Genomic DNA, 24,885 nt, shown 5'->3' with positions numbered 1-24,885 from the left:
CGTCGCCAGCAGCGCCGCCGCCCTCGTTCAGTGAGTGGGCTTATAGAACTAACCCCTTTTCCAAGTCAACACACCAAACCAAAGTTTTTTGACATTTTTGTAACAGGTTGAAAATGAAGGGCTTTTAGTGCCTTCCGCTCAAAGCGAAGAAATTCGCCGCCCGCTCGGGCGGTTTTTGAGATTCGTTTTCGCCGAATCCCGAAAGAATGGCTTCGGCGAGGGAGGCAAGGTCTATATGGGAAGCCCGACGGGGAATTCCAGGTGCTTGCCTATGACGCGCCTCACTGGCTAGTCTGGGAGGAAAGAACGACCCGGCGAAGTGAAGGACGCTTATTCTCGATGAAGAACGGCCGGCCGGCGCTATCCTTGCCTATAAGACGATGACAGGGCGAAAGTGACAATCAGTGCATCATTGCCGGAGCTTCCGGTTTCCCATGTCCTGCCGGCCGTCGGTGCCGCCCTGGGCGAGCAGAAACGCGCCGTCCTTTCCGCACCCCCCGGCGCCGGCAAGACGACGCTGGTGCCGCTTTACCTGCTTGACCAGGCCTGGCGCGGCGACGGCAAGATCATCCTACTGGAGCCGCGGCGGCTGGCAGCGAGGGCGGCGGCAAGCCGAATGGCGTCATTGCTCGGCGAACAGGTTGGCGGCACGGTCGGCTACCGCATGCGCCTCGACAACAGAATATCGGCGGCGACGCGGATCGAGGTGGTGACCGAAGGGGTTTTTGCCCGAATGATCCTCGACGATCCGGAGCTCACCGGTGTCTCTGCGGTGATCTTCGACGAATTTCATGAGCGTTCGCTCGATGCCGATTTCGGGCTGGCGCTGGCGCTCGATGTTCAGTCGGCGCTGCGCGAGGATTTGCGTATCCTCGTCATGTCGGCGACCCTCGACGTCGAACGCGTGGCGGACCTTCTCAACCATCCGCCTGTCATCGAAAGCCTGGGGCGCAGCTTTCCGATCGATATCCGCTACCAGGATCGGACGGGCGGCGAGCGCATCGAGGATGCGGTCACACGGGCGATACTCGATGCCCATGCCGATGAAACCGGCTCGATCCTCGCTTTCCTGCCCGGCCAGGCGGAAATCACCCGAACCGCGGAACGGCTGCAGGGACGATTCGGACCCGAGACACTGATTGCACCGCTCTATGGCAATCTTGGCCAGAAGGAGCAGGATGCGGCAATCCGGCCGGCATCGAAGGGCACGCGCAAGATCGTGCTTGCGACGTCGATCGCCGAAACCTCGATTACGATCGACGGCGTCAGGATCGTGATCGACAGCGGGCTGCAGCGCCTGCCGGTGTTCGAGGCGTCGACCGGGATCACACGGCTGGAGACGGTGCGCGTGTCGCGGGCGTCCGCCGATCAGCGGGCGGGCCGTGCCGGGCGAACCGAACCGGGCATCGCCGTCAGGCTGTGGCACCAGGGACAGACAGCGGCCCTGCCGGCCTTCACGCCACCGCAGATCCTGTCCAGCGATCTTTCCGGGTTGGTGCTCGATCTTGCCCATTGGGGCGTTCAGGATCCGGCATCGCTTGCCTTTGTCGACCAGCCGCCGGAGACGACGCTTAAGGAAGCGCGGGTGCTGCTTGGCCAGCTCGGTGCGCTCGACAAGGATGGGGCGCTGACAGCGCGCGGCAAGGTGATGCGCGATCTCGCTTTGCCGCCGCGGCTCGCGGCCATGGTCGTTTCCGCAGGCGAATCGGGGCACGCCCGGGATGCGGCATTGATCGCCGTGCTTCTCACCGAACAGGGGCTAGGCGGAACCAACATCGATATCGAGGAGCGGCTGCGACGCTTCAGGGCCGAGCGCGGCGAAAGAGCGGAGGCCTCGCGGCGACTCGCGGGGCGGCTGGCGAGCGGCCTCGACAGAGTCACTGCAACGGCGCCGGCGCTTGCGGGCCAGTTGCTGCTGCATGCATTCCCGGATCGAATCGCGCTTCAGCGCGGCGGGCGCGGCCGATTCGTCATGGCGAACGGGCGCGGCGCGGAACTGCCTGAGACCGAGAGGCTGGCCGGCAGTCAGATGCTTGTCATCGCCGACCTTACCGGCCGGGCGGCGCAGGCGCGGGTTCTGGCGGCAGCCGAGGTGACCCGCGGCGATATCGACGCCGAGCTGCCCGGCGAGATCAAAACCGGCGATCAGATCTTCTTCGACCGGCAAAGCCGGCAGATACGGGCGCGGCGGGCAACCCGGCTCGGTGCGATCGTCTTCGAAGAGACGCCCTTGCCGCGACCTTCCGGGCCAGCGGTCACCCAGGCGCTGGTGGAGGGGGTGCGCGAGCTCGGGCTCGATCACCTCGCCTTCTCGAAGGAGGCCGTGCAGCTTCGCGAGCGGATCGGATTCCTTCACCGGACGATCGGCGAGCCGTGGCCCGATGTCGGCGACAATGCCCTGCTTTCCCGGCTGGACGACTGGTTCGGCCCCTATCAGACGGAAGCCCGCGGCCTCTCCGAAATTTCCGCAGCCGGGCTGTCGAACGGGCTGATGTCCTTGGTGCCGCACGAGTTGCAGCGCGACCTTAGCCGACTTGCGCCGACCCATTTCGAAGCGCCGACCGGCCAGAGGCATCCGATCCAATATGAGGGCGAGGAGCCGGTGCTGACGATCCGCGTGCAGGAGCTGTTCGGGCTGAAGCAGCACCCGGCGATCGCCGGAGGCCGTCTGCCGCTGCTGCTCGAACTGACCTCGCCGGCGCACCGGCCGATCCAGACGACCCGCGACCTGCCAGGCTTCTGGGCCGGTTCATGGAAGGATGTGCGCGCCGATATGCGCGGCCGCTATCCCCGGCATCCCTGGCCGGAGCGGCCGGAAGACGCCTTGCCGACGACACGGGCGAAACCGCGTGGTACATGAGGGCCATTTGAGGAGCCCTCGGCATGATCGACAAGACGGAAAGCCATACGCTGGAGGACCGCCATAGCAGCCGCAGGCTGCGCCTGCAGACGCTGGTGCGGCTGCGCTGGCTTGCGGTCGGCGGGCAGGCGCTGACGGTGTTCATCGTGGCCTTCTGGCTGAAATTTCCCTTGCCGCTGATTGCCAGCTCGTCGCTGATCGCCGCGCTTGCCTGGGTGAACTTCTACCTGACGATCCGCTATCCGCCGACACACCGGCTGGAATCGCCGGCCGCCTTTGCGCTGCTCGGCTTCGATCTTCTGCAGCTCTGCGCGCTGCTTTTCATCACCGGCGGCCTTGCCAATCCTTTCGCAGCCCTCGTCTGCGTGCCGGTCATCATCTCTTTTGCCTCGCAGCCGATCCGTTACAGCACGGCGCTGATCGGCTTTGCGATGGTCTGCATCACCGTGCTTGCCTTTTCGCCGTTTCCGCTGCCGTGGTTCGACGGCGTCGAGATCAATGTCCACAACGTCATGCAGTTCGGCGTCTGGTGCTCGATCGCCTCGACGATGGCATTCGCCGCCTTCTATGCCTACCGGGTGTCGATGGAAGCGAGCCAGCTTGCCGATGCGCTGGCCGCGACCGAACTGGTGCTGCAGCGGGAAAAGCATCTTTCGCAGCTCGACGGACTGGCGGCGGCCGCCGCCCACGAACTCGGCACGCCGCTTGCGACGATCAGCGTCGTCGCCAAGGAAATGGAGCGGGAACTCAAGGACGACGATCGTTTCCGCGAGGATGTGATGCTGCTGCGCAGCCAGAGCGAACGCTGCCGTGACATCCTGCGGCGGCTGACGACACTGTCCTCGGAAGGCGAAGCGCATATGCGGCGGCTGCCGCTTTCCTCGATGATCGAAGAGGTCGTCGCGCCGCACCGGGAATTCGGCATCGTACTGGAGCTGATCGAAAAGAGCCCGCGCAAGGACGAGCCGGTGACCGACCGCAATGCCGGCATCATGTATGGGCTCGGCAATCTGATCGAAAACGCCGTCGATTATGCGCGGGAGAAAGTCAGGATCACCGTCGAGCATGATCACGATAAAGTGCTGATCGTCATCGAGGACGACGGCAACGGTTACGCCCCCGATATTCTGACGCGGATCGGCGAGCCTTACATGACCAGGCGGCAGAAGGAGGATACGGCGGGCGGCCTCGGGCTCGGGCTTTTCATCGCCAAGACCCTGCTGGAGCGCTCGGGGGCATCTTTGATTTTCGAGAATCGCGACCCGGAAAGCGCGGGCGCACGTATCCGGATCGAATGGCCGCGCATGCTGATCGACGCAAATTCGACAAAGTGACTTTGTCGGCATAAGTAGGATATAAGCGGTTGACGCAGATCGGGCGTTCAAGCGCCAGGGCAAGACGATGACAGAACAAAATCACGAAAATTTCGCCGCCGGGGGTGAAGACCATATCGGTCCCGACGCCAGCCTGCTGATCGTCGACGATGACGGGCCGTTCCTGCGCCGGCTGGCCCGGGCTATGGAGACACGCGGTTTCCAGGTAGAGACGGCCGAATCAGTGGCGGAAGGTGTTGCGAAATCGAAAGGCAGGCCGCCGAAATATGCGGTGGTCGACCTTCGGCTCGGTGACGGCAACGGGCTCGACGTCATCGAAGCGATCCGCCAGCGGCGCGACGACACCAGGATCATCGTGCTGACCGGCTACGGCAATATCGCAACGGCGGTGACCGCCGTGAAGCTTGGCGCCGTCGACTATCTGGCAAAGCCTGCGGATGCCGACGACGTCTTTTCGGCGCTGACGCAGCGGGCGGGCGAAAAGGCGGAGCTTCCCGAGAACCCGATGTCGGCCGACCGGGTGCGCTGGGAACATATCCAGCGGGTCTACGAAATGTGCGAGCGTAACGTCTCGGAAACGGCACGCCGGCTCAATATGCACCGGCGCACGCTGCAGCGCATCCTTGCCAAACGGGCGCCGAAATAGGCGAGACATCCGTCAGACATCATCGACGGTGAACGGCTTTCCGTTCGCCCATTCGGCCATCATCAGCCTTTGGGCGGCGGCACGCGAGAAATTGAGCGTGACGGATTTTCGCGTCGCCGGGGCCATGCGGTGTTCCGGCGCCTCGCGAATCATATGGGCGCCATAACCATCCGAGAGGAAAAGCCCGCACTCCTCGGGAAAGATGTCGAGCGGTACACCCTCGTGAGTCGCGAAGAACAGGCGGTCGCAATGCAGCCTGTATTCGGGCCACTTGCGATCGACTCTGAAATCCTCGATCGACGTCTTGATTTCGATGATCCAGACCTCGCCTTTTTCCGAAACGGTGATCAAATCGGCGCGGCGGCCGCTGGCCAGCGGCAGTTCGGGCAGCACGGCGTGGCGCATTTCATGCAGCAATATCTGCGTTCCCCGCCGCACCATCATGGCTCTGTCCGATTGCCGGCCATCGATTAACGGATTGTTATTGTAAACGCTCAAAATCGTCATGGATAACCATCCCAGGGGCTGGCGAGTTGTTGCAAAAAAACCATGCGCTTTTAATTTGCGCGGCAGACGGATTTGTCGCGCTGCAGTAGCCTTGCAAAGCGCAAGTTAATCGAAAATAAACCATAATCAACGATGGTCGAAAGACTGTTCTCCTTGCCCCAAAACTTCAAGAGTCATCTATGCGCATCCGCAATGCATTCCCGGTACTTGGCCTGCTGACGACGCTCGCACTGGCCGGTTGCTCCACGACATCAGACAGCGCATCCGTCGACGACAAGGGCGCAGGCCCGACCGTACAGACAGCCCAGATCTTCAACGACGCCTATGGCGTAACGAAGGATGCCGGATACTCTCTGCCGGCGATCCCGATCGACAGGGTCAAGCCGCAGTTCCGCCGCCAGGTCGTCAGCTACCAGACCACGGAGCGTCCCGGAACGATCATCGTCAACACGCGCGAGCGCTTCCTCTATTACATCCTGGCCAACGGCAAGGCGATGCGCTACGGCATCGGCGTCGGCAAGCAGGGCTTCGCATGGGCCGGCACCGCCTACGTCGCCTGGAAGCAGGAATGGCCGACCTGGCACCCGCCGAAGGAAATGGCCGTTCGCCGCCCAGACGTCGCCAAGTATGTCGAGGACGGCATGGGCCCGGGTCTCAGCAATCCGCTCGGCGCGCGCGCCATGTATCTCTTCAACGAGGACGGCAAGGACACGCTGTTCCGCCTGCACGGCACGCCGGAATGGGCTTCGATCGGCACTGCCGCTTCCTCGGGCTGCATTCGCCTGATGAACCAGGATGTCATCGACCTTTACAGCCGCGTCCGTCCCGGCAAGGGCACGTCCAAGGTCGTCGTCATCCAGTAAGCTAGAGACCGAATTCGGTATAAAAAAGGCCGCCGGACTGTCGTCCCGGCGGCCTTTTTCTGTTCCCGGCTATACTCTCAACCAGCCAGCTTCGCCTTCAGCTCGAGGCGGCGGCGGTGAAGCACCGGCTCGGTATAGCCGTTCGGCTGCTCCCTGCCCTTCAAGACGAGATCGAGAGCGGCCTGGAAGGCGATCGAGCCGTCGAAATTGCCTGCCATCGGCCGGTAGGCGGGGTCCGCCTCGTTCTGCCGGTCGACGACGGCGGCCATGCGCTTCATGGTTTCGACGATCTGAGCCTCGCTGACAACCTTGTGATGCAGCCAGTTCGCCATGTGCTGGGCCGAGATGCGCAAGGTGGCGCGATCCTCCATCAGGCCGACATTGTTGATGTCGGGCACCTTCGAGCAGCCGACGCCCTGATCGACCCAGCGCACGACGTAGCCGAGGATGCCCTGGGCATTGTTGTCGAGTTCGCGCTGGATTTCCTCCTGAGACCAGTTCGGCCGCACCGCAACCGGCACCGAGAGAATGTCGGAGAGCTTGGCGCGGGCCCGGTCCTTCAGCCCCTGCTGAACCCTGGCGACATTGACACGATGGTAATGGGTGGCGTGCAGGGTTGCAGCCGTCGGCGACGGGACCCAGGCGGTGTTGGCCCCGGCCTTCGGGTGGGCGATCTTCTGTTCCAGCATCGCCGCCATCAGATCCGGCATCGCCCACATGCCCTTGCCGATCTGGGCGTGGCCGGCGAGGCCGCATTCGAGACCGATGTCGACGTTCCAGTTCTCATAGGCTGAAATCCAGGCTGCTTGGCGCATGTCGCCCTTGCGGATCATCGGGCCTGCTTCCATCGAGGTGTGGATTTCGTCGCCGGTACGATCGAGGAAACCGGTATTGATGAAGACCACGCGCTCGCGGGCAGCGCGGATGCACTCCTTGAGATTGACCGTCGTGCGGCGCTCCTCATCCATGATACCCATCTTGATGGTGTTGCGCGGTAGCCCAAGCGCATCTTCGACCCGCGAAAAGATCTCGACGGCGAAGGCGACCTCCTCGGGCCCGTGCATCTTCGGCTTGACCACATACATGGAGCCGGCGCGGGAATTCCTACGCCGGCCGGCCGGGCCGATATCGTAAAGCGCGATCAGGCCGGTGATAACGGCATCCATGATGCCCTCAGGCACTTCATTGCCGTCCTTGTCGAGAATCGCCGGATTGGTCATCAGGTGGCCGACATTGCGCACCAGCATCAGCGAGCGGCGATGCACTTCGAAGGCAGTGCCATCCGGGCCTGTATATTCCAGATCCGGGTTAAGCTTGCGGATGAAGCTCGCCCCGCCCTTTGCCACCTCCTCCTGCAGATCGCCCTTCATCAGGCCGAGCCAATTGCTGTAGACGACGACCTTGTCCTCGGCATCGACGGCGGCAATCGAATCCTCACAGTCCATGATCGTGGTGATCGCCGATTCCAGCCAGACATCGGAAATATGAGCCGGATCGGACTTGCCGATGGCCGTCGTCGCGTCGATGACGATCTCGATATGGATGCCGTTGTTCTTCAGGAGAATATGCGTCGGGGCGGCGGCATCGCCGCGATAGCCGGCGAAGTGTCCGTCATTCCCAAGCGATATCTGTTCGCCGTCGATCGATCGGAGGGCGAGCGCTCCATCCTTGACGGCGAAACTGCCGACATCCTTCCAGTGGCTCTCCTGCAGCGGCACCGACGTATCGAGGAAATCGCGCACCCAGGCGATGACCTTCTCACCGCGTTTCGGGTTGTACCCCCTGCCCTTTTCGGCGCCGTCACCCTCGGGAATGGCGTCCGTGCCATAAAGCGCATCATAGAGCGAGCCCCAGCGGGCATTGGCGGCGTTCAGCGCATAGCGGGCGTTCATGACGGGAACGACCAACTGCGGACCGGCGATCGAGGCGATCTCGGGGTCGACATCTTGGGTCGACACCTGGAAGTCCGATCCCTCAGGCAGGAGATAGCCGATTTCGCGCAGGAAGGACTGGTAGTCGTCCATATCCGCAGGCGCGCCATGCCGGCGATACCAGTCGTCGATCTTGAGCTGCAGCTCGTCGCGTTTTGCCAGCAGCGCCCGATTCCTCGGAGCGAGGTCGTGGACGATCGCCGAAAAATCGGCAAAGAACTTGTCCGCATCGACCGCCAGGCCCGGCAAAACTTCCTGGACGAGAAAATCATGAAGGACGGCTTCGACGGCAAGCCCGTTCTTATCAATGCGGCTCATGCGGCATTCTCCCTGCAACAACTGTCATGCTGCCACTTTGCCCGGCTTTCATTCATAGTCAATTCCGCAATAATTCGAAAGATTTATGCCACTCGGGAAACTATGCGCGGCGTCACGTGCATCGGCAGGCCGTTCTGCGGCTGCGTCGTCAGCTTCTGCACCGGCCAGGGGTTGGTCTCATCGGTGGAATCGAAGCGATAGCGATGCATCAGGACGGCAAGGGCAATCACCGCCTCCTGAAGAGCAAAGGTTGCGCCGATGCAGACACGCGGACCGGCGCCGAAAGGCAGGAACTGGAAACGGCCGATAGAACCGCGATTTTCGGGCAGGAAGCGCTCGGGCATATAGGCGCGCGGCCTGTCCCAATAGAGTTCGTGGCGGTGCAGCGTCCAAGGCATGATCAGCACCGTGACCCCAGCCTCAAGCTCGACCCGCTCGCCCTTGGGGCTTATCCAGGAATCATCCGCTATGGCGGCGCGATTGATGGATGGCGCCGGCGGATAGAGGCGCAACGTCTCCTCGAAGGCGGCGCGCGTCTGCGGCATCATATCCAGCCATGCCACTGGTTCGGCCCCGGTGGCGAGCACCGCGTCGATTTCCGCCTCCATCGCCTCGCGGATATGCGGGCTGTTCGAGACGCAATAGAGCGTCCAGGCCAATGCCCGAGCCGTGGTCTCATGGCCCGCGCCGATAAAGGTCAGGATATTGTCTTCGATTTCTTCCTTCGTCAGCCCGTCGGGGCCGGCCTGCTCCAGCAGCAGGGTCAGGAAATCTTCGGGTGCCGTGCGGCGATCCGCCTTCATCTTGGCGAGCCGCATATCCATCGTGTCGCGCACGATGGTGCGGAATTTCTCCAGCACTTTCTGCCCGCCGATGCGTGTCACACGTGGAACCCAGGACGGTGCGCGCATCAGATCCATCGGATCGACGCGGCCCATGCGATGCAGGAGCGCGTTGACGTCATCGGCGAAATGGCCGCTCGAGGTGACGATTTCACCTGAAAATAACGTGTCGGCCAGAATCGCGAAGGTCAGCTCGGTCATATCGGTGCTGATGTCGAAAATTGCCCCCGCCTCGCCCGCGCTCTGATATTTGCAGGCATAGTCTTCCGACTGGCGCAGCATCTGCCCGGCAAAGCCCTGGGCATGGCGAGGTGTGAAAACCGGCGCCACCGCCTTGCGTGATCTTTTCCAGACAGAACCTTCGGCAGTCAGAAGACCGTCGCGGAGGATCGGCCGCAGGACGAGCTGGCGCACATCCGACATGCGGTAATTATTGGCATTGTCGACCAGCACATGCTTGATCAGGCCGGGATCGTTGACGATCAGCGTCCTCTGGCCGAAGAAATTGGTGCGGATCCAGGGCAGCGTGTAGGACGGTTCGCCCCAGAGCTCGAGCGGGTTGCGCAGAATGGTGCGGATGATTTCCAGCCGGCTCGGCGGCGCAGTGCGCGGCAGCGGCGCCGGCGGAACGAAGGGATCAGGACGCATGTCCATCGGAAAGCCTTTCGGGGAAGATCGACACCTTCCCGTCAGGCTTGAAGCTAGAGCAGGCCCTTGAGTTCGTCCAGCTTGTCGTTGATCAGCCAGCCGTAATAATTCTCTTCCGGCCAGACGGCCGTGCCGGAAGCGCGGTTTTTCGCAGCAAGGGCTGCGGCTCGCTGGCGCGAGTTGCCGACATTATAAAGCGTCGCGGTCAGGCCGGGATTGCCCGAGATATCCATGCCGGCAATCTCCTTGTAATCGTCGATCGACCGGCGGATCGAGGCGGCGACGAAGGCGAGCGAGATATCGGGATCCATGATCGCCCTGTAGACGGCGCCGGCATTCTTCTCGTTCAGCTTCGGATAACCGGAGACGCGTGACACGAGATCGGAGAGCATCAGCGCCGTCAGCGGATTGACCTGGCCGAGGCCGAAGGTCTGGCCGGCATAGAAGGGCTGAAAGAAGACCGCGCTGAAGCGATTGTTGGGGAAGCTCTCGCCACCCACCGTCTTGCCGCGGAAATCGCTTTCCCAGACATCCTCGCGGCAGGACCAGAGCGTGTAGGAATCATTCTTGGCCTTGCATTCGGCAAATTGCGGCCGCGCCACGAAATCGTCGACGTTTTCGCCGTCATAAGCGAAGCGGAAGCTTTCTCCGGCATAGGAAGCAGCCTTGACATAATAGGCCTGCAGCCGGTCGTAGGCGTCGACATTATAGGTGTGTTCGCCGACGATCGCGCCGACGACATGGATGGGATTGATGCCGTAAGCGCTGGAGACCTTGCGGATCTTGCCCATCAGCTCGCGATCGGTCGCCAAGAGCTCGTGGACCTTTTCATATTTCAGATCGAAGCTGCTCTTGGTTCCCTTGGTGCGCCTGACGGACGCGCCCGGAATATCGGGCTGCTCGGCATGACGGTTGCCGGCCGGCACCGTCTGCATGGCGAAGGCAGGCGCCGAATTCACCAGGGCAGCGGCAATCAAAAGGCTTGTCAAAAGGCGTCGCACGATCCGCTATCCCGTCCCGTTCCATCGTCCTGTTTGCGATGCGGCTGACTGGACCAGAATCTTGGCCGAATAAAGCCGGAGCGGAAAACAAAACGGGCCTTCACTAAAAAGGAAAAGGCCCGCTGTCGAGAGAGCGTTCGTCACAATCCGGCATTCACATCGGGAAAGACATGGACCGGTGCGCCGATATCACAGAATGAAGCGCGAGAGATCGGTATTCTGAGCGAGATCGCCGACATGTTCGCGCACATAGGCGGCATCGATGGTGATGGCCGTGCCGCCGCGATCGGGCGCATTGTAGGAAATATCGTCCAGGACCCGCTCCATCACCGTCTGCAGACGGCGGGCGCCGATGTTTTCGACGGAGGAGTTCAGATGCACGGCGACATCGGCGAGCGCATCGATCGCGTCGTCGGTGAATTCGAGGCTCAGGCTTTCGGTTTCCATCAGCGCACGATACTGGCGGATGAGACTCGCTTCCGTCTCGGTCAGGATCCGGCGGAAATCCTCCTTGTTCAACGGCCGCAATTCGACACGGATCGGCAGGCGGCCCTGCAGCTCGGGAAGAAGATCCGACGGTTTGGAGACATGGAAGGCGCCGGAGGCGATGAAGAGGATATGGTCCGTTTTCACCGGCCCGTATTTGGTCGAGACCGTCGTGCCTTCGACGAGCGGCAACAGGTCGCGCTGGACGCCTTCGCGCGAAACGCCGGCGCCCATGCCGCCGTCACGGGCGGCGATCTTGTCGATTTCGTCGAGGAAGACGATGCCGTCATTCTCGGTGGAGCGAACGGCCTCGCGCTGAATCACCTCATTGTCGATCAGCTTGTCGGATTCATCGCGGATCAGGTCGGTATAGGAGGCCTTGACCGTGGTGCGGACCTTCTTGGTGCGTCCGCCCATCGCCTTGCCGAACATTTCCGACAGGTTGAGCACGCCGATATTGGCGCCCGGCATGCCGGGTATATCGAAGCCGCCCATGCCGGAACCGGCATCGGCCACCTCGATATCGATTTCCTTGTCGTCGAGTTCGCCGTCCCTCAGCTTCTTGCGGAAGCTTTCGCGGGTGGCGGGCGATGCGGTGGTGCCGACCAGCGCATCGAGAACACGCTCCTCGGCGCTGACATGCGCCTTGGCCTGGACCTCGATCCGTTTCTTCTCACGCACCAGACCGATGCCGACCTCGACCAGATCGCGGATGATCTGCTCGACATCGCGGCCGACATAGCCGACTTCGGTGAATTTGGTGGCTTCTACCTTGATGAAGGGCGCGCCGGCGAGTTTCGCCAGGCGGCGGGAGATCTCGGTCTTGCCGACACCGGTCGGGCCGATCATCAGGATGTTCTTCGGCATCACTTCGTCGCGCAGGCTCGGGTCGAGCTGCTGGCGGCGCCAGCGGTTGCGCAGCGCAATCGCAACGGCGCGTTTGGCATCATGCTGGCCGATAATGTAGCGGTCGAGTTCGGAAACGATCTCGCGGGGGGAAAAAGTCGTCATTGCCTGTCATTCTCCTGGCGGTCCGGGGCCATCAACAGCACCCGGCCGCAATTCCTCTTTGTTCGCCGCGGCAGCGGCCGGAAGGCCTGACGGTCAGCCTTCGACATCCAGCGTTTCCACCACGATATTGTGGTTCGTGTAGACGCAGATGTCGGCGGCGATTTCGAGGGCGCGGCGCGCGATCTCTTCGGCCGATTTATCGGTATCCATGAGCGCGCGGGCGGCGGCGAAGGCAAAATTGCCGCCCGAACCGATCGCCGTCGTGCCATGCTCGGGCTCCAGGACGTCGCCATTGCCGGTGATCGCCAGCGTGATCGACTTGTCGGCGACGAGCATCATGGCTTCGAGATTACGCAGGTATTTGTCGGTGCGCCAGTCCTTGGCGAGCTCGACGGCGGCGCGCATCAGCTGACCGGGATATTGCTCCAGCTTCTTCTCAAGCCTTTCGAGCAGGGTGAAGGCATCGGCGGTGGCGCCGGCGAAACCGGCGATCACCTCGCCCTTGCCGATGCGGCGCACCTTGCGGGCATTGCCCTTCATGACGGTCTGGCCAAGGCTCACCTGGCCATCGCCGGCCATCACCACCTTGCCGCCTTTTCGAACTGTAATGATCGTTGTCATCAAACACCTGTCTGCCCACGACGCGGGCGTTTACGCGAGACCAGACATTGGCCCTGTTGAGCCCTATGTAAGTGGGCCGGCGCGGTTTGCAAATGGGCGAGCTTTTCTCTTGCCCGGCTTCTGGATATTTGCCGATACGCCTGATATGGAACGGCCTTATTCCGATGGAGGGCCATATGGCCGAGACCGCAGCAAGCCGCACGGGCAGCGTTTCCCGCAAGACCAACGAGACCTCGATTTCCGTTTCCGTCAATCTCGACGGCACCGGCAAATCGAAGATTTCGACCGGCGTCGGCTTCTTCGACCATATGCTCGACCAGCTTTCGCGGCATTCCCTCATCGACATGGAAATCGAGGCCGAGGGCGACCTGCATATCGACGACCATCATACGGTTGAGGATACCGGCATCGCCATCGGCCAGGCGATCTCCAAGGCGCTCGGCGACCGGCGCGGCATCACGCGTTACGCCTCGATCGATCTCGCCATGGACGAGACGATGACCAAGGCCGCGGTCGATCTTTCCGGCCGGCCGTTCCTCGTCTGGAACGTCGCTTTCAGTGCGCCGAAGATCGGCACGTTCGATACCGAACTCGTTCGCGAATTCTTCCAGGCGCTCGCCCAGAATGCCGGCATCACCTTGCATATTCTCAACCATTATGGCGCCAACAATCACCATATTGCCGAGACATGCTTCAAGGCCGTCGCCCGCGCATTGCGCACGGCGACAGAGATCGATCCGAGACAGGCGGGCCGCGTTCCCTCGACCAAGGGCACGCTCGTCTGAGCCCCTCAAGGGAGCGGCGACAATGACGTCAAGCTATATCTTCCTGACACCGCCCGGCAGCGCAGGCACGCGCCTTGACGAGACGCGAGTGATCCGCGACGGCTCCACATGGCTCGGTCTGCTGTTTCCATGGGCCTGGCTGCTGGTCCATCGGCTGTGGCTATATGCGGCGGCCGCCTTTCTGTTGCAGGCAATCGGCGGCGTGCTGATGGACGAACCGGGTCTCTGGCCGGCTGGAGCAGCCATCACGCTGGGCGTGAACCTGTTGGTCGGCCTCGAGGGCCAGAATTTGCGCATCCGCGACCTCGCCGGCAAGGGCTGGAATGAAGACGCACTCATTGCAGCCGATACGATCGGCATTGCCGAAGACGTCTACTTCTCCGACAGGGCAGCTCCTGCGGCCGGGGATGACGCCGCGACACCGGACTGGCAGAACAAGAGCCGGCCGAACGGCCCGCATGGCCAAGCGACATCGCTTGGTCTTTTTGGTTTTGATGGAGGACGCTGACGATGCGCGTCGCGATTATCGACTATGGCTCCGGCAATCTGCGCTCGGCCACCAAGGCTTTCGAGCGGGCCGCCCGTGAGGCTGGCATCGATGCGCATATCGATCTCACCGACAAAGCTGAGGATGTTGCCGCCGCCGATCGCATCGTGCTTCCCGGTGTCGGCGCCTATGCCGATTGCCGGCGCGGCCTCGATGCCGTGCCCGGCATGGCCGAGGTGCTGATCGAGGCCGTCGAGAAGAAGGCGCGGCCGTTCCTCGGCATCTGCGTCGGCATGCAGCTCATGTCCTCGCGCGGCCTCGAGAAGACCGTGACGCATGGTTTTAACTGGATCCGCGGCGACGTCGTCGGGATGACGCCTGATGATCCTAAATTGAAGATCCCGCAGATCGGCTGGAACACGCTCGACCTGCAGCGGGACCACCCGGTCTTTAACGGCATTGCGACCGGCCCGGACGGGCTGCATGCCTATTTCGTGCATTCCTACCATCTTGCCGCCGAGAACGCCGACGATGTCATCGCGACCGTCGACTATGGCGGTGCGATGACCGCTCTCGTCGGACGCGGCAACATGGTCGGCGCCCAGTTTCACCCGGAAAAGAGCCAGAAACTCGGCCTGGCGCTGATCGCCAATTTCCTGCGCTGGAACCCGTAATAGCTCAGCCTTGTTTCCCCTTTATGGAAACGGCGGAACAGGAGTGCGCTCGATGCCGGCGTCGCGGAAATCAGGCAAGGTGTTCTACACGCTGAGACCCTCCCGAGAAGGCCTGCCTCCCTTCTCGGACATCCGGCTTCCCGACGGAACGATCATCCGCCGTGTCGATGAGGCCATTCATAAAAGAGCGCTTTCCAATGCAGCCAAGGCGTTGAAAGAAAGGCTGGACCGATGATCCATGAATTCCTTTCCGGCAGCGAGAATTCGCAGCTGCGCGCCAACGGCATCAACGCCGGCGACATCACTGAAGCCGTGCTGGAATTTTATATCGAGGGCGAGGACGATCTGATCGGCCTGCTTGCCTATGCCCTCTACGAGCGGCAGAGGCGCGATTTCGTCCTCAGCTATCGCAAGCGCAATGCCGGCCGTTCGCCCAACGAGGCCGAGCTTGCCGCCGTCGCCGGCAACTATCTCTCGACCGACCTGCGCAATACGCTGCGCGACCGTGCCTCGCAGATCCTGTCGAGTTATGCCGAAACCTATGTCGAGGCGATGGAGCCGGAAATCCGGCTCGCCGCCGTCAACAGCCAGGCGCTGCGGGAGGTGCGTGACATCGAAAAATCGATGAAGCGCCGTCTCGGCTTCTGGCGCCAGGTTCGTGCCGGCCTTACCGTCTCCTTGCTTCTTCTTCTGCTTTTCGGCGCGGCCGCCATTGCCGCTGTCTTTTTTCGCTCGGATATCGTAGATGCGTGGAATGCGCTGATGGTATCGACCACTCTACGGACGTAAGACGACATGATCCTTTTTCCAGCGATCGACTTGAAGGGCGGCCAATGCGTCCGCCTGAAGCTCGGCGACATGCAGCAGGCGACGGTCTACAACACCGATCCGGCCGCCCAGGCGAAATCCTTCGAAGACCAGGGTTTCGAATGGCTGCACGTGGTCGATCTCGACGGTGCCTTTGCGGGACATTCGGCCAATGGCGACGCCGTCGAGGCGATCCTCAAGGCGACGAAAAATCCGGTACAGCTTGGCGGCGGCATCCGCACGCTCGATCATATCGAAGCCTGGCTGTCGCGCGGGCTGCGGCGCGTCATTCTCGGCACCATTGCAGTCAGAAATCCTGATCTGGTCATCGAGGCCTGCCGGAAATTTCCCGGCCACGTCGCCGTCGGCATCGACGCCAAGGGCGGCAAGGTGGCCGTCGAGGGCTGGGCGGAGGCGTCCGAACTCGGGATCGTCGAGCTCGCCCGGAAATTCGAGGGCGCCGGCGTTAGCGCGATCATCTACACCGATATCGACCGTGACGGCATCCTTGCCGGCATCAACTGGGCTTCGACGCTGGAGCTTGCCGACGCCGTCTCCATTCCCGTCATCGCCTCCGGCGGCCTTGCCTCGCTCGACGACGTCAGGCGTTTGCTGCAGCCGGATGCGCGGAAGCTCGAAGGGGCGATTTCAGGCCGGGCGCTTTACGACGGCCGTATCGATCCCAAAGAGGCGCTGGCGCTGATCAAGGCCAACAGGGCAAAGGAGACCGCATAATGACCCTTAAAGCCCGTGTCATTCCCTGCCTCGACGTCAAGGACGGCCGCGTCGTCAAGGGCGTCAACTTTCTCAATCTCGTCGATGCCGGCGATCCGGTCGAAGCGGCCAAGGCCTATGATGCGGCCGGCGCCGACGAACTTTGCTTCCTCGACATCACCGCTTCCTCGGACAATCGTGAGACGATCTTCGATGTCGTCTCACGCACCGCCGACCAATGCTTCATGCCGCTGACGGTCGGCGGCGGGGTGCGCAGCATCGCCGATATCCGCAAGCTGTTGCTGTGCGGCGCCGACAAGGTCTCGATCAATTCGGCAGCGGTCAGCAATCCGGATTTCGTCACGGAGGCGGCCGACAAGTTCGGTGACCAGTGCATCGTCGTTTCGATCGACGCCAAGCGCAGACGCACACAGGCGGTTGGCGGCGACAATCTCAGCGCCTGGGAAATCTACACGCATGGCGGCCGCAACGCGACCGGCCTCGACGCCGTCGAATTCGCCCAGAAGATGGTCGAGCGCGGTGCCGGCGAGCTGCTGGTCACCTCGATGGACCGTGACGGCACCAAGGTCGGCTACGATCTGGAACTGACGCGGGCGATCGCCGATGCGGTGCGTGTGCCCGTCATCGCCTCGGGCGGCGTCGGCGACCTCGACGATCTCGTCGCCGGGGTGAAGGAGGGCCATGCCAATGCCGTGCTCGCCGCGTCGATCTTCCATTTCGGCACCTATTCCGTCGGCGAGGCGAAGCACTATATGTCGAAGTGCGGCATCGACATGCGTCTCGACTGAACCTTGAAAGCGGACATATGAGCGGATTTTCCCTTTCCGATCTCGAAAGCATCGTCAAAGAGCGGTCGGCGGCCTCGCCGGAGCAATCCTGGACAGCCAAGCTCGTCGCCGCCGGCCAGCCGAAAGCGGCCAAGAAGCTCGGTGAAGAGGCGATCGAAGCCGTGATGGCGGCGGTGACCGGCGACCGCGACAATCTGACCTATGAAGCCGCCGATGTGCTCTATCACCTTTTGGTCGTATTGAAGATTGCTGAAATACCGTTAGAGAATGTCATGGCCGAACTCGAGCGCAGAACCGCGCAGTCCGGCCTCAAGGAAAAGGCCGGCCGGCAGAGTTCATGAGTATCGCGACTGAGATTATCGGGGTGCCGGAAACGTTGGATCACTTCCAGTCGGACTCCTATTCGCCCTACCACTTCTTCTCTTCCGAACAATGGGCGAAGTTCCGCGCCGATACGCCGCTGACACTGACCAGCGACGAGGTCAAACGTCTGCGTTCGATGGGCGACCCGATCGATCTCGACGAGGTCAGGCGCATCTATCTGTCGCTGTCGCGGCTGCTGTCGGCGCATGTCGAATCCTCGCAGATGCTGTTCGAACAGCGCAACCGCTTCCTCAGCCTGTCCGATGTGACGAAGACTCCCTTCGTCATCGGCATTGCCGGTTCGGTCGCCGTCGGAAAATCGACCACCGCCCGTATCCTCAAGGAGCTTCTGGGACGCTGGCCTTCCAGCCCGAAGGTCGATCTCGTCACCACCGACGGCTTCCTTCATCCGAATGCCGTGCTGCAGCGGGAAAAGCTGATGCAGCGCAAGGGTTTTCCGGAGAGTTACGACACGGCGGCGATCCTGCGCTTTCTCTCGGCAATCAAGGCCGGGCAGCCGGATGTCAAGGCACCGAGCTATTCGCACCTGGTCTATGACGTGCTGCCGGACGAATACAAGATCGTCGACCGGCCCGACATCCTGATCTTCGAGGGCATCAACGTGCTGCAATCGCGCGACCTGCCGGCCGGCGGCAAGATCGTGCCGATGGTCTCCGATTTCTTCGACTTCTCGATCTATATCGATGCCGCCGAAGACCAGATCCACAACTGGTACGTCGCCCGTTTCATGCGGCTGCGCGAGACCGCCTTCCGCGATCCGAACTCCTTTTTCCATCGCTACGCCTCGATCAGCGACGCGGAAGCGCTCGAAATCGCCGGAGATCTCTGGGCGAATATCAACCTGAAAAACCTGCGCCAGAACATCCTGCCGACGCGGCCGCGTGCCGATCTCATCCTGAAAAAGGGCAAGGATCATCTGATCGAGCAGGTCGCGCTGCGGAAACTATAGCAGGCGCTATTCCGATCCTCACGGATTGACGCGGCGCAGCGTCAGATTGATGCGGCCGCCATTCTTCAACAGCGTCGAGGTCGCCGGATGAATGCGGTCGACGCCATGGAAACAAAGCCTCCCCTCGCCGCCCAGAACGACCAGATCACCGCTCGCAAGCTTGAAAGATAGCGTGCGATCATTGCGGTTGAGACCGCCGACACGAAAGAGGCAGCTATTGCCGAGCGAGATCGAGACAACCGGCGCCTGTAGATCCCTCTCGTCCCTGTCCTGATGCAGGCCCATGCGCGCTTCGTCGGAGTAGAAATTCACCAGACAGGCTTCCGGCGGCTTGTCGTAACCGGCCACATCATTCCAGATAGCGAGCAATTCCTACGGCATATCCGGCCAGCGCCTGCCGGTTGCCGGATGCGTCGGCTGGTAGCGGTAGCCGCGCTCCTTGTCGGTCACCCAGCCGAGCGGCCCGCAATTGGTCATGCGCACCGACATCGGCTTGCCGGTGCCGGGCATGACCGGCGCATAAAGCGGCGCCTCGGCGACAATGGTGCGGATCACCTCGACCAACGCCTCCTGGCGCGCCCGGTCGAGATAGCCGGGAAGATGGCGAATACCGCTCAAGAGTTCGGGCATGTCAGTCGCCGCTGCTGCCGCCAGGGCGGCCGCGCATTTTCTTGACTTCCGAGCGGCCGGATTTTTCCTTCAGGCGGCGTTCGACCGAACCCTTGGTCGGTCTGGTCTTCTTGCGCGGCGGCGGCGGCGGTTTGGCGGCCTCCAGAATCAGCTCCTTCAGCCGCTCGCGCGCGTCCTCGCGGTTGCGATCCTGACTGCGAAACCGGCTCGCCTCGATCATCAGCACGCCGTCCTTCGACAGGCGCCGGCCGGCGAGCTTGACCGCATTGGTTTTGACGCGATCATTGAGCGACGGCGAATTCGGGATATTGAAGAACAGCTGGACCGCGGTCGAGACCTTGTTGACATTCTGCCCGCCGGGACCGCCCGCCAGAACGAACTGTTCCGTCAGCTCCCATCCGGCGATGGTGATCCTGTCATCGATATAGAGCGCGTCGCTGGCCATGCGGCGTTCTATCTCACATCGGCGGCGAATTGAAAATATCGACCGTCAACCGAAAAACCCGGCAATCCTGCGATGCCGGGTTTCACGTGAGTCAGAGAATCTGTTTAAGGCGAGCTTCGCTTATTCAGCCGCAACCTTTACGCCCGGGGCCGCGTCGCGGACGCCGCCGTCGACGTGATCCTCGAATTTGGCGAAGTTGGCGATGAACATCGAGACCAGCTTTTCGGCCTGCGCGTCATAGGCTGCCTTGTCGGCCCAGGTCGAGCGCGGGTCGAGGATGCTGCTGTCGACACCGTTGACGGAGACCGGCACGGCGAAGCCGAAGTTGGTGTCCGCACGGAATTCGACCTGGCCGAGTTCGCCGGTGAGGGCAGCCGCGAGAAGGGCGCGCGTCGCCTTGATCGGCATGCGCTTGCCGGTGCCGTAGGCGCCGCCGGTCCAGCCGGTATTCACCAGCCAGCACTCGACGCCATGACGGCTGATCAGCTCCTTCAGCAGGTTGCCGTATTCAGCCGGATGCCGCGGCATGAAGGGCGCACCGAAGCAGGTGGAAAAGGTCGCTTCCGGCTCGACGACACCCTTTTCGGTGCCGGCCACCTTGGCGGTGTAGCCGGAAAGGAAGTGATACATCGCCTGGTCGGGCGTCAAACGGGCGATCGGCGGCATGACGCCGAAGGCATCGGCGGTCAGCATGATGATCGTCTTCGGATGCCCGGCCCGGCCGGTTTCCGAGGCGTTCGGGATGAAATGCATCGGATAGGCGCAGCGGGTGTTCTCGGTCAGTGACCCATCATCGAAATTCGGCTCGCGGCGCTCGTTCAGCACGACGTTTTCGAGCACGGTGCCGAAACGCTGCGTCGTCGCGTAGATTTCCGGCTCGGCTTCGGCCGACAGACGGATGGTCTTGGCGTAGCAGCCGCCTTCGAAGTTGAAGATGCCGTTTTCGCTCCAGCCGTGTTCGTCATCGCCGATCAGCGTGCGGGCCGGATCGGCCGACAGCGTCGTCTTGCCGGTGCCGGACAGGCCGAAGAACACTGCCGCATCACCGTCCGGACCGACATTGGCCGAGCAGTGCATCGGCATCACGCCCTTGGCCGGTAGCAGGTAATTGAGAACGGTGAACACCGATTTCTTCATTTCCCCGGCATAGGAGGTGCCGCCGATGAGGACGAGACCATTGGTCAGGTCGCAGGCGATCACCGTTTCCGAACGGCAGCCGTGGCGGGCCGGATCGGCCTTGAAGCTCGGCAGATCGATGATCGTCAGCTTCGGCGCGAAGGCCGGCAGCGCTGCGGCCTCGGGGCGGATCAGCAGATTGCGGATAAACAGCGAATGCCAGGCAAACTCGGTGACGACCCGGGTCGGCAGCGCATGGCCTTCTTCGGCACCGCCGACGAGATCCTGGACGAACAGGTCCTTGCCGGCGGCATGCGCCAGCATATCCGCGCGCAGTAGAGCGAAATGCTCCGGCGAGAGCGGCTTGTTGTTGTCCCACCAGATTTCGCCATCGGTATTGCTGTCGCGAACGACGAACTTGTCGCGTGGCGAACGGCCGGTGTGCTGGCCGGTGAGGGCCCGCAGCGCACCCTGAGCAGTCAGTTCGGCTTCGCCCCGGCGGATCGATTCTTCATAGAGCGCGGCGGCGGAAAAGTTGTAGCGGACGCTGGCTGCGCCGCCCAATCCAACCGTTGCCAGCTCTGTTGCCGGGTTATGAACTCCGAACATTTCCATGGCTAGTTCCCTTCGCTCAGGCTCGTTGCCGTTAAAACTAATCGCGAAAATACGGGCAGAAATTTTAAAACACAAGAGACAAAACTTGAAAAAATATAGTAATATCAATTATTTAATCGATTTAAATTTAGCGCCATAATTTTAAATCGTTTTAGATGGGGACGTTGAAACATTTTACCGCACCACTCACGATTGCCTTCGAATTCCACGACAATCTTTCCCTTTATCTTTGCCACAATTTGTTCCACCTTTATCCTCCATAAGCGCATCCGGTCATTGAGACCGCCTGGGGAAAGCAAATCCGGGAGATTGCGCACTGATGACGGAGACGAACACCATGCCGACAATCGCGCTCGTTGATGACGACCGCAACATCCTCACCTCGGTGTCGATCGCACTGGAGGCCGAAGGATATAAGGTCGAGACCTATACGGACGGTGCTTCGGCCCTCGACGGCCTTCTGGCGCGGCCGCCACAGCTGGCGATCTTCGATATCAAGATGCCGCGCATGGACGGCATGGAATTGCTGCGCCGGCTGCGGCAGAAGTCGGACATTCCGGTCATCTTCCTCACCTCCAAGGATGAGGAGATCGATGAACTCTTCGGCCTGAAAATGGGCGCCGACGATTTCATCACCAAGCCGTTTTCGCAGCGCCTGCTGGTCGAGCGCGTCCGCGCCGTGCTGCGCCGCGCCTCAAGCCGTGAAGCCGCAGCCGCCGGCGCCAGCCCCGCCGGCGCGCCGAAGAACGGCGCCGTGCAGCAGGCCCGCTCGCTGGAGCGCGGGCAGCTGGTCATGGATCAGGAACGCCATACCTGCACCTGGAAGGGTGAGGCCGTGACCCTGACGGTCACCGAATTCCTGATCCTGCATTCGCTGGCGCAGCGCCCCGGCGTCGTCAAAAGCCGCGACGCGCTGATGGATGCAGCCTATGACGAACAGGTCTATGTCGACGACCGGACCATCGACAGCCACATCAAGCGGCTGCGCAAGAAATTCAAGATGGTCGACAACGACTTTGATATGATTGAAACGCTCTACGGAGTGGGATACCGCTTCCGCGAAGCAGCCTGAGTCCAAACGGCGCAGCGCGAGACATAGTTGAGGGCTGCGGGCCGGTTCATCCGGCCCTGCCCTTCGAAAGGGCCAGTCATTGGCACAGTTGGTGCAGGAAAGGGATCTCGACGATGCGGAGGGCGTGAGCACCCGTCGCGTCCGAGGCCGCCGTTGGTCGCATCCCTTCACGCTGATCCGCCGCATCTTCGGCAATGCCGTGTTTTCGAGCCTGACACGGCGCATCGTCTTCTTCAATCTCGTCGCACTGCTGGTGCTCGTCGGGGGTATCCTCTACCTCAACCAGTTTCGCGAAGGGCTGATCGACGCCCGCGCCGAGAGCCTGTTGACGCAAGGCGAGATCATCGCCGGCGCTATTTCGGCTTCGGCATCGGTCGATACCAACTCGATCACCATCGATCCGCAGAAGCTGCTCGAGCTGCAGGCCGGCCAGAGCATCACCCCGGTGCCGAACGACGAAGACCTCGAATTCCCCATCGATCCCGAGAAGGTCGCGCCGGTGCTGCGCCGGCTGATCTCTCCGACACGCACGCGCGCCCGCATCTTCGATGCCGATGCCAATCTGCTGCTGGATTCGCGCCATCTTTATTCGCGCGGCCAGGTGCTGCGCTTCGACCTGCCGCCGGTCGAGGAGGAGAAGCAGACCTGGAGCGAATGGTTTGCCACCCTGTTCAACAAGGCGCTGCAGCCCGGCAACCTGCCGCTCTACAAAGAAGCGCCGGGCGGCGACGGCTCGATCTATCCTGAGGTGATGAACGCGCTCACGGGCGTGCGCGGCGCCGTCGTGCGCACGACCGAAAAAGGCGAGCTCATCGTTTCCGTCGCGGTGCCGATCCAGCGTTTCCGCGCCGTGCTCGGCGTGCTGCTGCTGTCGACACAGGCAGGCGACATCGACAATATCGTTCATGCCGAGCGGCTTGCCATCATGCGCGTCTTCGGCGTCGCCACGCTCGTCAACGTGCTGCTTTCGCTGGTGCTCTCGTCGACGATCGCCAACCCGCTGCGCCGCCTTTCAGCCGCCGCCATCCGGGTGCGCCGCGGGGCCAAGACACGTGAGCAGATTCCTGACTTCTCCGCCCGCCAGGATGAAATCGGCAATCTTTCCATTGCGTTGCGGGAAATGACGACGGCGCTCTACGACCGCATCGATGCGATCGAGAGTTTCGCCGCCGATGTCAGCCACGAACTCAAGAATCCGCTAACGTCGCTGCGGAGCGCCGTCGAAACGCTGCCGCTTGCCCGATCCGACGATTCCAAAAAGCGGCTGATGGACGTTATCCAGCACGATGTCCGCCGGCTCGACCGGCTGATCAGCGATATCTCCGACGCTTCCCGCCTCGATGCCGAGCTCGCGCGTGTCGATGCCGGTTCCGTCGACATGGAGGTGCTGTTGCGCGACCTCATCGAGGTTTCACGCCAGGTCAGGAGCACCAAGAAGCAGGTGGAGATCGAATATGCGATCGAACGCAAGCCGAACGTCAAGACACGCTTCGTCGTCAACGGCCACGACCTGCGCATCGGCCAGATCATCGCCAACCTGATCGAGAATGCCCGCTCCTTCGTGCCTGAGAAGGGTGGCAAGATTACCGTGCGGCTGGTGCGGACACGTTCGCGCTGCGTCACCACGATCGAAGACAATGGCCCCGGTATCCAGGCTGAAAATATCGACCGCATCTTCGAGCGCTTTTATACGGACCGGCCGGAATCGGAAGGCTTCGGGCAGAATTCGGGGCTCGGCCTGTCGATCAGCCGCCAGATCGCCGAGGCCCATGGCGGCTCGCTGAGAGCGGAGAATATCACCGATGCCGAAGGCGGACAGGTGCTCGGTGCCCGCTTTATCCTCGCTTTACCAGTCGATGCCGCCGCATGACCGCGGCTCACAACATCCATGCGACCGCGATCATCGTCGGCAGGACGGGGCTTCTGTTCAGCGGCCCATCCGGTTGGGGAAAATCGATGCTGGCCTTCACCTGCATGACCGAGGCGCGCCGGCTCGGGCTGTTCACGGCGCTGGTCGCCGACGACCAGGTTCTTCTTTCTGAAAAGACCGGCAGCGTGGTGGCCACATGCCCGCCATCGATCGCCGGGCTGATCGAACTTCGCGGCACCGGCATCGTCCGGCAGGAGCACGTGCCCCGGGCCACGATGCATTATGCCGTGCTCCCGGGCAGTGCTTCCGGTGAAAACCGCGTGCCTCCGGAGGGCGAAATCGTCAGCCTCGCGCCCGGTTTTTCGCTTCCCGCATTGCGGTTGCTCACAGGCGTCTCTTCACCGCTTGCAATCCTGATGGCGAAAGCACCGGATATCGGGCATTGACGCCTTCCGGATTG

General features: G+C 62.1%; 24 protein-coding genes and 1 pseudogene. 16 read left to right on the top strand and 9 right to left on the bottom strand.

The window, feature by feature from the left end; translation table 11 throughout:
• The first annotated feature begins 394 nt into the window (after positions 1–394).
• The 3 genes from hrpB to AF337_RS15305 all read left to right on the top strand — a co-directional run bounded on the left by hrpB (position 395) and on the right by AF337_RS15305 (position 4,840).
• Positions 395–2,860 (top strand): ATP-dependent helicase HrpB, encoded by a 2,466-nt coding sequence (gene hrpB / locus AF337_RS15315; protein WP_049732702.1) that lies wholly within the window; start codon positions 395–397, stop codon positions 2,858–2,860.
• Positions 2,861–2,883: 23 nt separating this feature from the next.
• Positions 2,884–4,194 carry an ActS/PrrB/RegB family redox-sensitive histidine kinase gene (locus tag AF337_RS15310; protein ID WP_049732701.1) on the top strand — a complete coding sequence of 437 codons (1,311 nt, stop codon included), beginning with the start codon at positions 2,884–2,886 and terminating at the stop codon, positions 4,192–4,194.
• Positions 4,195–4,261: 67 nt separating this feature from the next.
• Positions 4,262–4,840, top strand: a complete 579-nt coding sequence (locus AF337_RS15305; RefSeq protein WP_049732700.1) for an ActR/PrrA/RegA family redox response regulator transcription factor — start codon at positions 4,262–4,264, stop codon at positions 4,838–4,840.
• Between the two features lie 12 nt (positions 4,841–4,852).
• Here the strand turns inward: AF337_RS15305 and AF337_RS15300 are convergent, their stop codons facing one another.
• Positions 4,853–5,347, bottom strand: a complete 495-nt coding sequence (locus tag AF337_RS15300; RefSeq protein WP_049732699.1) for an MmcB family DNA repair protein — start codon at positions 5,345–5,347, stop codon at positions 4,853–4,855.
• A gap of 179 nt (positions 5,348–5,526) precedes the next feature.
• On the opposite strand from AF337_RS15300, the gene AF337_RS15295 reads away from it, so the two are divergent.
• Positions 5,527–6,210, top strand: coding sequence for a L,D-transpeptidase (locus tag AF337_RS15295; RefSeq protein ID WP_049732698.1), 684 nt, complete (start codon positions 5,527–5,529; stop codon positions 6,208–6,210).
• 77 nt (positions 6,211–6,287) lie between these two features.
• On the opposite strand, the gene AF337_RS15290 is transcribed toward AF337_RS15295, so the two are convergent.
• The 5 genes from AF337_RS15290 to hslV form a co-directional block, all read right to left on the bottom strand.
• Positions 6,288–8,459 carry a malate synthase G gene (locus tag AF337_RS15290; protein ID WP_049732697.1) on the bottom strand — a complete coding sequence of 724 codons (2,172 nt, stop codon included), beginning with the start codon at positions 8,457–8,459 and terminating at the stop codon, positions 6,288–6,290.
• An 83-nt stretch (positions 8,460–8,542) separates the two neighbouring features.
• Complete coding sequence (locus tag AF337_RS15285; RefSeq protein WP_049732696.1) at positions 8,543–9,955, bottom strand: cytochrome P450; 1,413 nt, start codon at positions 9,953–9,955, stop codon at positions 8,543–8,545.
• Positions 9,956–10,002: 47 nt separating this feature from the next.
• Positions 10,003–10,950: a DUF1402 family protein gene (locus AF337_RS15280; protein ID WP_049732695.1), complete on the bottom strand. Its 948-nt coding sequence runs from the start codon at positions 10,948–10,950 to the stop codon at positions 10,003–10,005.
• A 189-nt stretch (positions 10,951–11,139) separates the two neighbouring features.
• On the bottom strand, positions 11,140–12,447 hold the full coding sequence (gene hslU, locus AF337_RS15275; protein ID WP_049732694.1) for an ATP-dependent protease ATPase subunit HslU: 1,308 nt from the start codon (positions 12,445–12,447) through the stop codon (positions 11,140–11,142).
• Between the two features lie 93 nt (positions 12,448–12,540).
• Positions 12,541–13,068 carry an ATP-dependent protease subunit HslV gene (gene hslV / locus AF337_RS15270; RefSeq protein WP_049732693.1) on the bottom strand — a complete coding sequence of 176 codons (528 nt, stop codon included), beginning with the start codon at positions 13,066–13,068 and terminating at the stop codon, positions 12,541–12,543.
• 176 nt (positions 13,069–13,244) lie between these two features.
• Here hslV and hisB point away from each other — a divergent pair, with 176 nt between their 5' ends.
• The 9 genes from hisB to coaA are packed head-to-tail and all read left to right on the top strand — an operon-like array spanning position 13,245 to position 18,677.
• Positions 13,245–13,853: an imidazoleglycerol-phosphate dehydratase HisB gene (gene hisB / locus AF337_RS15265; protein ID WP_049732692.1), complete on the top strand. Its 609-nt coding sequence runs from the start codon at positions 13,245–13,247 to the stop codon at positions 13,851–13,853.
• Between the two features lie 22 nt (positions 13,854–13,875).
• Complete coding sequence (locus AF337_RS15260) at positions 13,876–14,361, top strand: DUF2628 domain-containing protein (RefSeq protein ID WP_049732691.1); 486 nt, start codon at positions 13,876–13,878, stop codon at positions 14,359–14,361.
• Positions 14,362–14,363: 2 nt separating this feature from the next.
• Positions 14,364–15,014, top strand: coding sequence for an imidazole glycerol phosphate synthase subunit HisH (gene hisH / locus AF337_RS15255; protein ID WP_049732690.1), 651 nt, complete (start codon positions 14,364–14,366; stop codon positions 15,012–15,014).
• Positions 15,015–15,066: 52 nt separating this feature from the next.
• Complete coding sequence (locus AF337_RS15250; RefSeq protein ID WP_049732689.1) at positions 15,067–15,249, top strand: hypothetical protein; 183 nt, start codon at positions 15,067–15,069, stop codon at positions 15,247–15,249.
• Positions 15,246–15,803 carry a hypothetical protein gene (locus AF337_RS15245; protein ID WP_049732688.1) on the top strand — a complete coding sequence of 186 codons (558 nt, stop codon included), beginning with the start codon at positions 15,246–15,248 and terminating at the stop codon, positions 15,801–15,803. Before AF337_RS15250 ends, AF337_RS15245 begins: the two co-directional genes overlap by 4 nt.
• Positions 15,804–15,809: 6 nt before the next feature.
• Entirely contained in the window at positions 15,810–16,556 is a 747-nt protein-coding gene (gene hisA / locus AF337_RS15240) for a 1-(5-phosphoribosyl)-5-[(5-phosphoribosylamino)methylideneamino]imidazole-4-carboxamide isomerase (RefSeq protein ID WP_049732687.1), read from the top strand.
• The gene (hisF, locus tag AF337_RS15235; RefSeq protein WP_049732686.1) at positions 16,556–17,344 is read left to right on the top strand and encodes an imidazole glycerol phosphate synthase subunit HisF; all 789 of its coding nucleotides are present in this window, start codon (positions 16,556–16,558) and stop codon (positions 17,342–17,344) included. Before hisA ends, hisF begins: the two co-directional genes overlap by 1 nt.
• 17 nt (positions 17,345–17,361) lie before the next feature.
• Positions 17,362–17,685 carry a phosphoribosyl-ATP diphosphatase gene (locus AF337_RS15230; protein ID WP_049732685.1) on the top strand — a complete coding sequence of 108 codons (324 nt, stop codon included), beginning with the start codon at positions 17,362–17,364 and terminating at the stop codon, positions 17,683–17,685.
• Positions 17,682–18,677, top strand: coding sequence for a type I pantothenate kinase (coaA, locus tag AF337_RS15225; protein ID WP_049732684.1), 996 nt, complete (start codon positions 17,682–17,684; stop codon positions 18,675–18,677). Before AF337_RS15230 ends, coaA begins: the two co-directional genes overlap by 4 nt.
• A gap of 18 nt (positions 18,678–18,695) precedes the next feature.
• Here coaA and AF337_RS15220 read toward each other — a convergent pair.
• From AF337_RS15220 to AF337_RS15210, 3 genes and pseudogenes are all read right to left on the bottom strand, one after another.
• Positions 18,696–19,307 (bottom strand): annotated as a pseudogene (locus AF337_RS15220) (alpha-ketoglutarate-dependent dioxygenase AlkB family protein).
• A 1-nt stretch (position 19,308) separates the two neighbouring features.
• Entirely contained in the window at positions 19,309–19,752 is a 444-nt protein-coding gene (gene arfB / locus AF337_RS15215; protein WP_049732683.1) for an alternative ribosome rescue aminoacyl-tRNA hydrolase ArfB, read from the bottom strand.
• 120 nt (positions 19,753–19,872) lie between these two features.
• Positions 19,873–21,483: a phosphoenolpyruvate carboxykinase gene (locus AF337_RS15210; RefSeq protein ID WP_049732682.1), complete on the bottom strand. Its 1,611-nt coding sequence runs from the start codon at positions 21,481–21,483 to the stop codon at positions 19,873–19,875.
• 337 nt (positions 21,484–21,820) lie between these two features.
• Here AF337_RS15210 and AF337_RS15205 point away from each other — a divergent pair, with 337 nt between their 5' ends.
• From AF337_RS15205 to AF337_RS15195, 3 genes are all read left to right on the top strand, one after another.
• A complete protein-coding gene (locus tag AF337_RS15205; protein ID WP_190238074.1) occupies positions 21,821–22,555 on the top strand; it encodes a response regulator transcription factor in 735 nt (244 codons plus the stop codon).
• Between the two features lie 79 nt (positions 22,556–22,634).
• Complete coding sequence (locus AF337_RS15200) at positions 22,635–24,425, top strand: sensor histidine kinase (RefSeq protein ID WP_049732680.1); 1,791 nt, start codon at positions 22,635–22,637, stop codon at positions 24,423–24,425.
• Positions 24,422–24,871 carry an HPr kinase/phosphorylase gene (locus tag AF337_RS15195; RefSeq protein WP_049732679.1) on the top strand — a complete coding sequence of 150 codons (450 nt, stop codon included), beginning with the start codon at positions 24,422–24,424 and terminating at the stop codon, positions 24,869–24,871. Before AF337_RS15200 ends, AF337_RS15195 begins: the two co-directional genes overlap by 4 nt.
• The last annotated feature ends 14 nt before the right edge of the window (positions 24,872–24,885 follow it).

The sequence above is a fragment of the Rhizobium ecuadorense genome (assembly GCF_001187535.1).
Lineage (GTDB): Bacteria > Pseudomonadota > Alphaproteobacteria > Rhizobiales > Rhizobiaceae > Rhizobium > Rhizobium ecuadorense.
This window is presented reverse-complemented; position numbering and strand designations above follow the sequence as displayed.

Bases quoted from the DNA above. Each gene is read 5' to 3' on its own strand.
- AF337_RS15250 (WP_049732689.1), top strand. From the start codon at position 15,067: ATGCCGGCGTCGCGGAAATCAGGCAAGGTGTTCTACACGCTGAGACCC.
- AF337_RS15245 (WP_049732688.1), top strand. From the start codon at position 15,246: ATGATCCATGAATTCCTTTCCGGCAGCGAGAATTCGCAGCTGCGCGCC.
- hslV (WP_049732693.1), bottom strand. From the start codon at position 13,068: ATGACAACGATCATTACAGTTCGAAAAGGCGGCAAGGTGGTGATGGCC.
- AF337_RS15285 (WP_049732696.1), bottom strand. From the start codon at position 9,955: ATGGACATGCGTCCTGATCCCTTCGTTCCGCCGGCGCCGCTGCCGCGC.
- AF337_RS15300 (WP_049732699.1), bottom strand. From the start codon at position 5,347: ATGACGATTTTGAGCGTTTACAATAACAATCCGTTAATCGATGGCCGG.
- AF337_RS15305 (WP_049732700.1), top strand. From the start codon at position 4,262: ATGACAGAACAAAATCACGAAAATTTCGCCGCCGGGGGTGAAGACCAT.
- AF337_RS15310 (WP_049732701.1), top strand. From the start codon at position 2,884: ATGATCGACAAGACGGAAAGCCATACGCTGGAGGACCGCCATAGCAGC.
- AF337_RS15230 (WP_049732685.1), top strand. From the start codon at position 17,362: ATGAGCGGATTTTCCCTTTCCGATCTCGAAAGCATCGTCAAAGAGCGG.
- AF337_RS15295 (WP_049732698.1), top strand. From the start codon at position 5,527: ATGCGCATCCGCAATGCATTCCCGGTACTTGGCCTGCTGACGACGCTC.
- AF337_RS15260 (WP_049732691.1), top strand. From the start codon at position 13,876: ATGACGTCAAGCTATATCTTCCTGACACCGCCCGGCAGCGCAGGCACG.
- hisH (WP_049732690.1), top strand. From the start codon at position 14,364: ATGCGCGTCGCGATTATCGACTATGGCTCCGGCAATCTGCGCTCGGCC.
- AF337_RS15205 (WP_190238074.1), top strand. From the start codon at position 21,821: ATGCCGACAATCGCGCTCGTTGATGACGACCGCAACATCCTCACCTCG.
- hslU (WP_049732694.1), bottom strand. From the start codon at position 12,447: ATGACGACTTTTTCCCCCCGCGAGATCGTTTCCGAACTCGACCGCTAC.
- hisA (WP_049732687.1), top strand. From the start codon at position 15,810: ATGATCCTTTTTCCAGCGATCGACTTGAAGGGCGGCCAATGCGTCCGC.
- AF337_RS15290 (WP_049732697.1), bottom strand. From the start codon at position 8,459: ATGAGCCGCATTGATAAGAACGGGCTTGCCGTCGAAGCCGTCCTTCAT.
- hisF (WP_049732686.1), top strand. From the start codon at position 16,556: ATGACCCTTAAAGCCCGTGTCATTCCCTGCCTCGACGTCAAGGACGGC.
- AF337_RS15195 (WP_049732679.1), top strand. From the start codon at position 24,422: ATGACCGCGGCTCACAACATCCATGCGACCGCGATCATCGTCGGCAGG.
- coaA (WP_049732684.1), top strand. From the start codon at position 17,682: ATGAGTATCGCGACTGAGATTATCGGGGTGCCGGAAACGTTGGATCAC.
- hisB (WP_049732692.1), top strand. From the start codon at position 13,245: ATGGCCGAGACCGCAGCAAGCCGCACGGGCAGCGTTTCCCGCAAGACC.
- AF337_RS15210 (WP_049732682.1), bottom strand. From the start codon at position 21,483: ATGGAAATGTTCGGAGTTCATAACCCGGCAACAGAGCTGGCAACGGTT.
- arfB (WP_049732683.1), bottom strand. From the start codon at position 19,752: ATGGCCAGCGACGCGCTCTATATCGATGACAGGATCACCATCGCCGGA.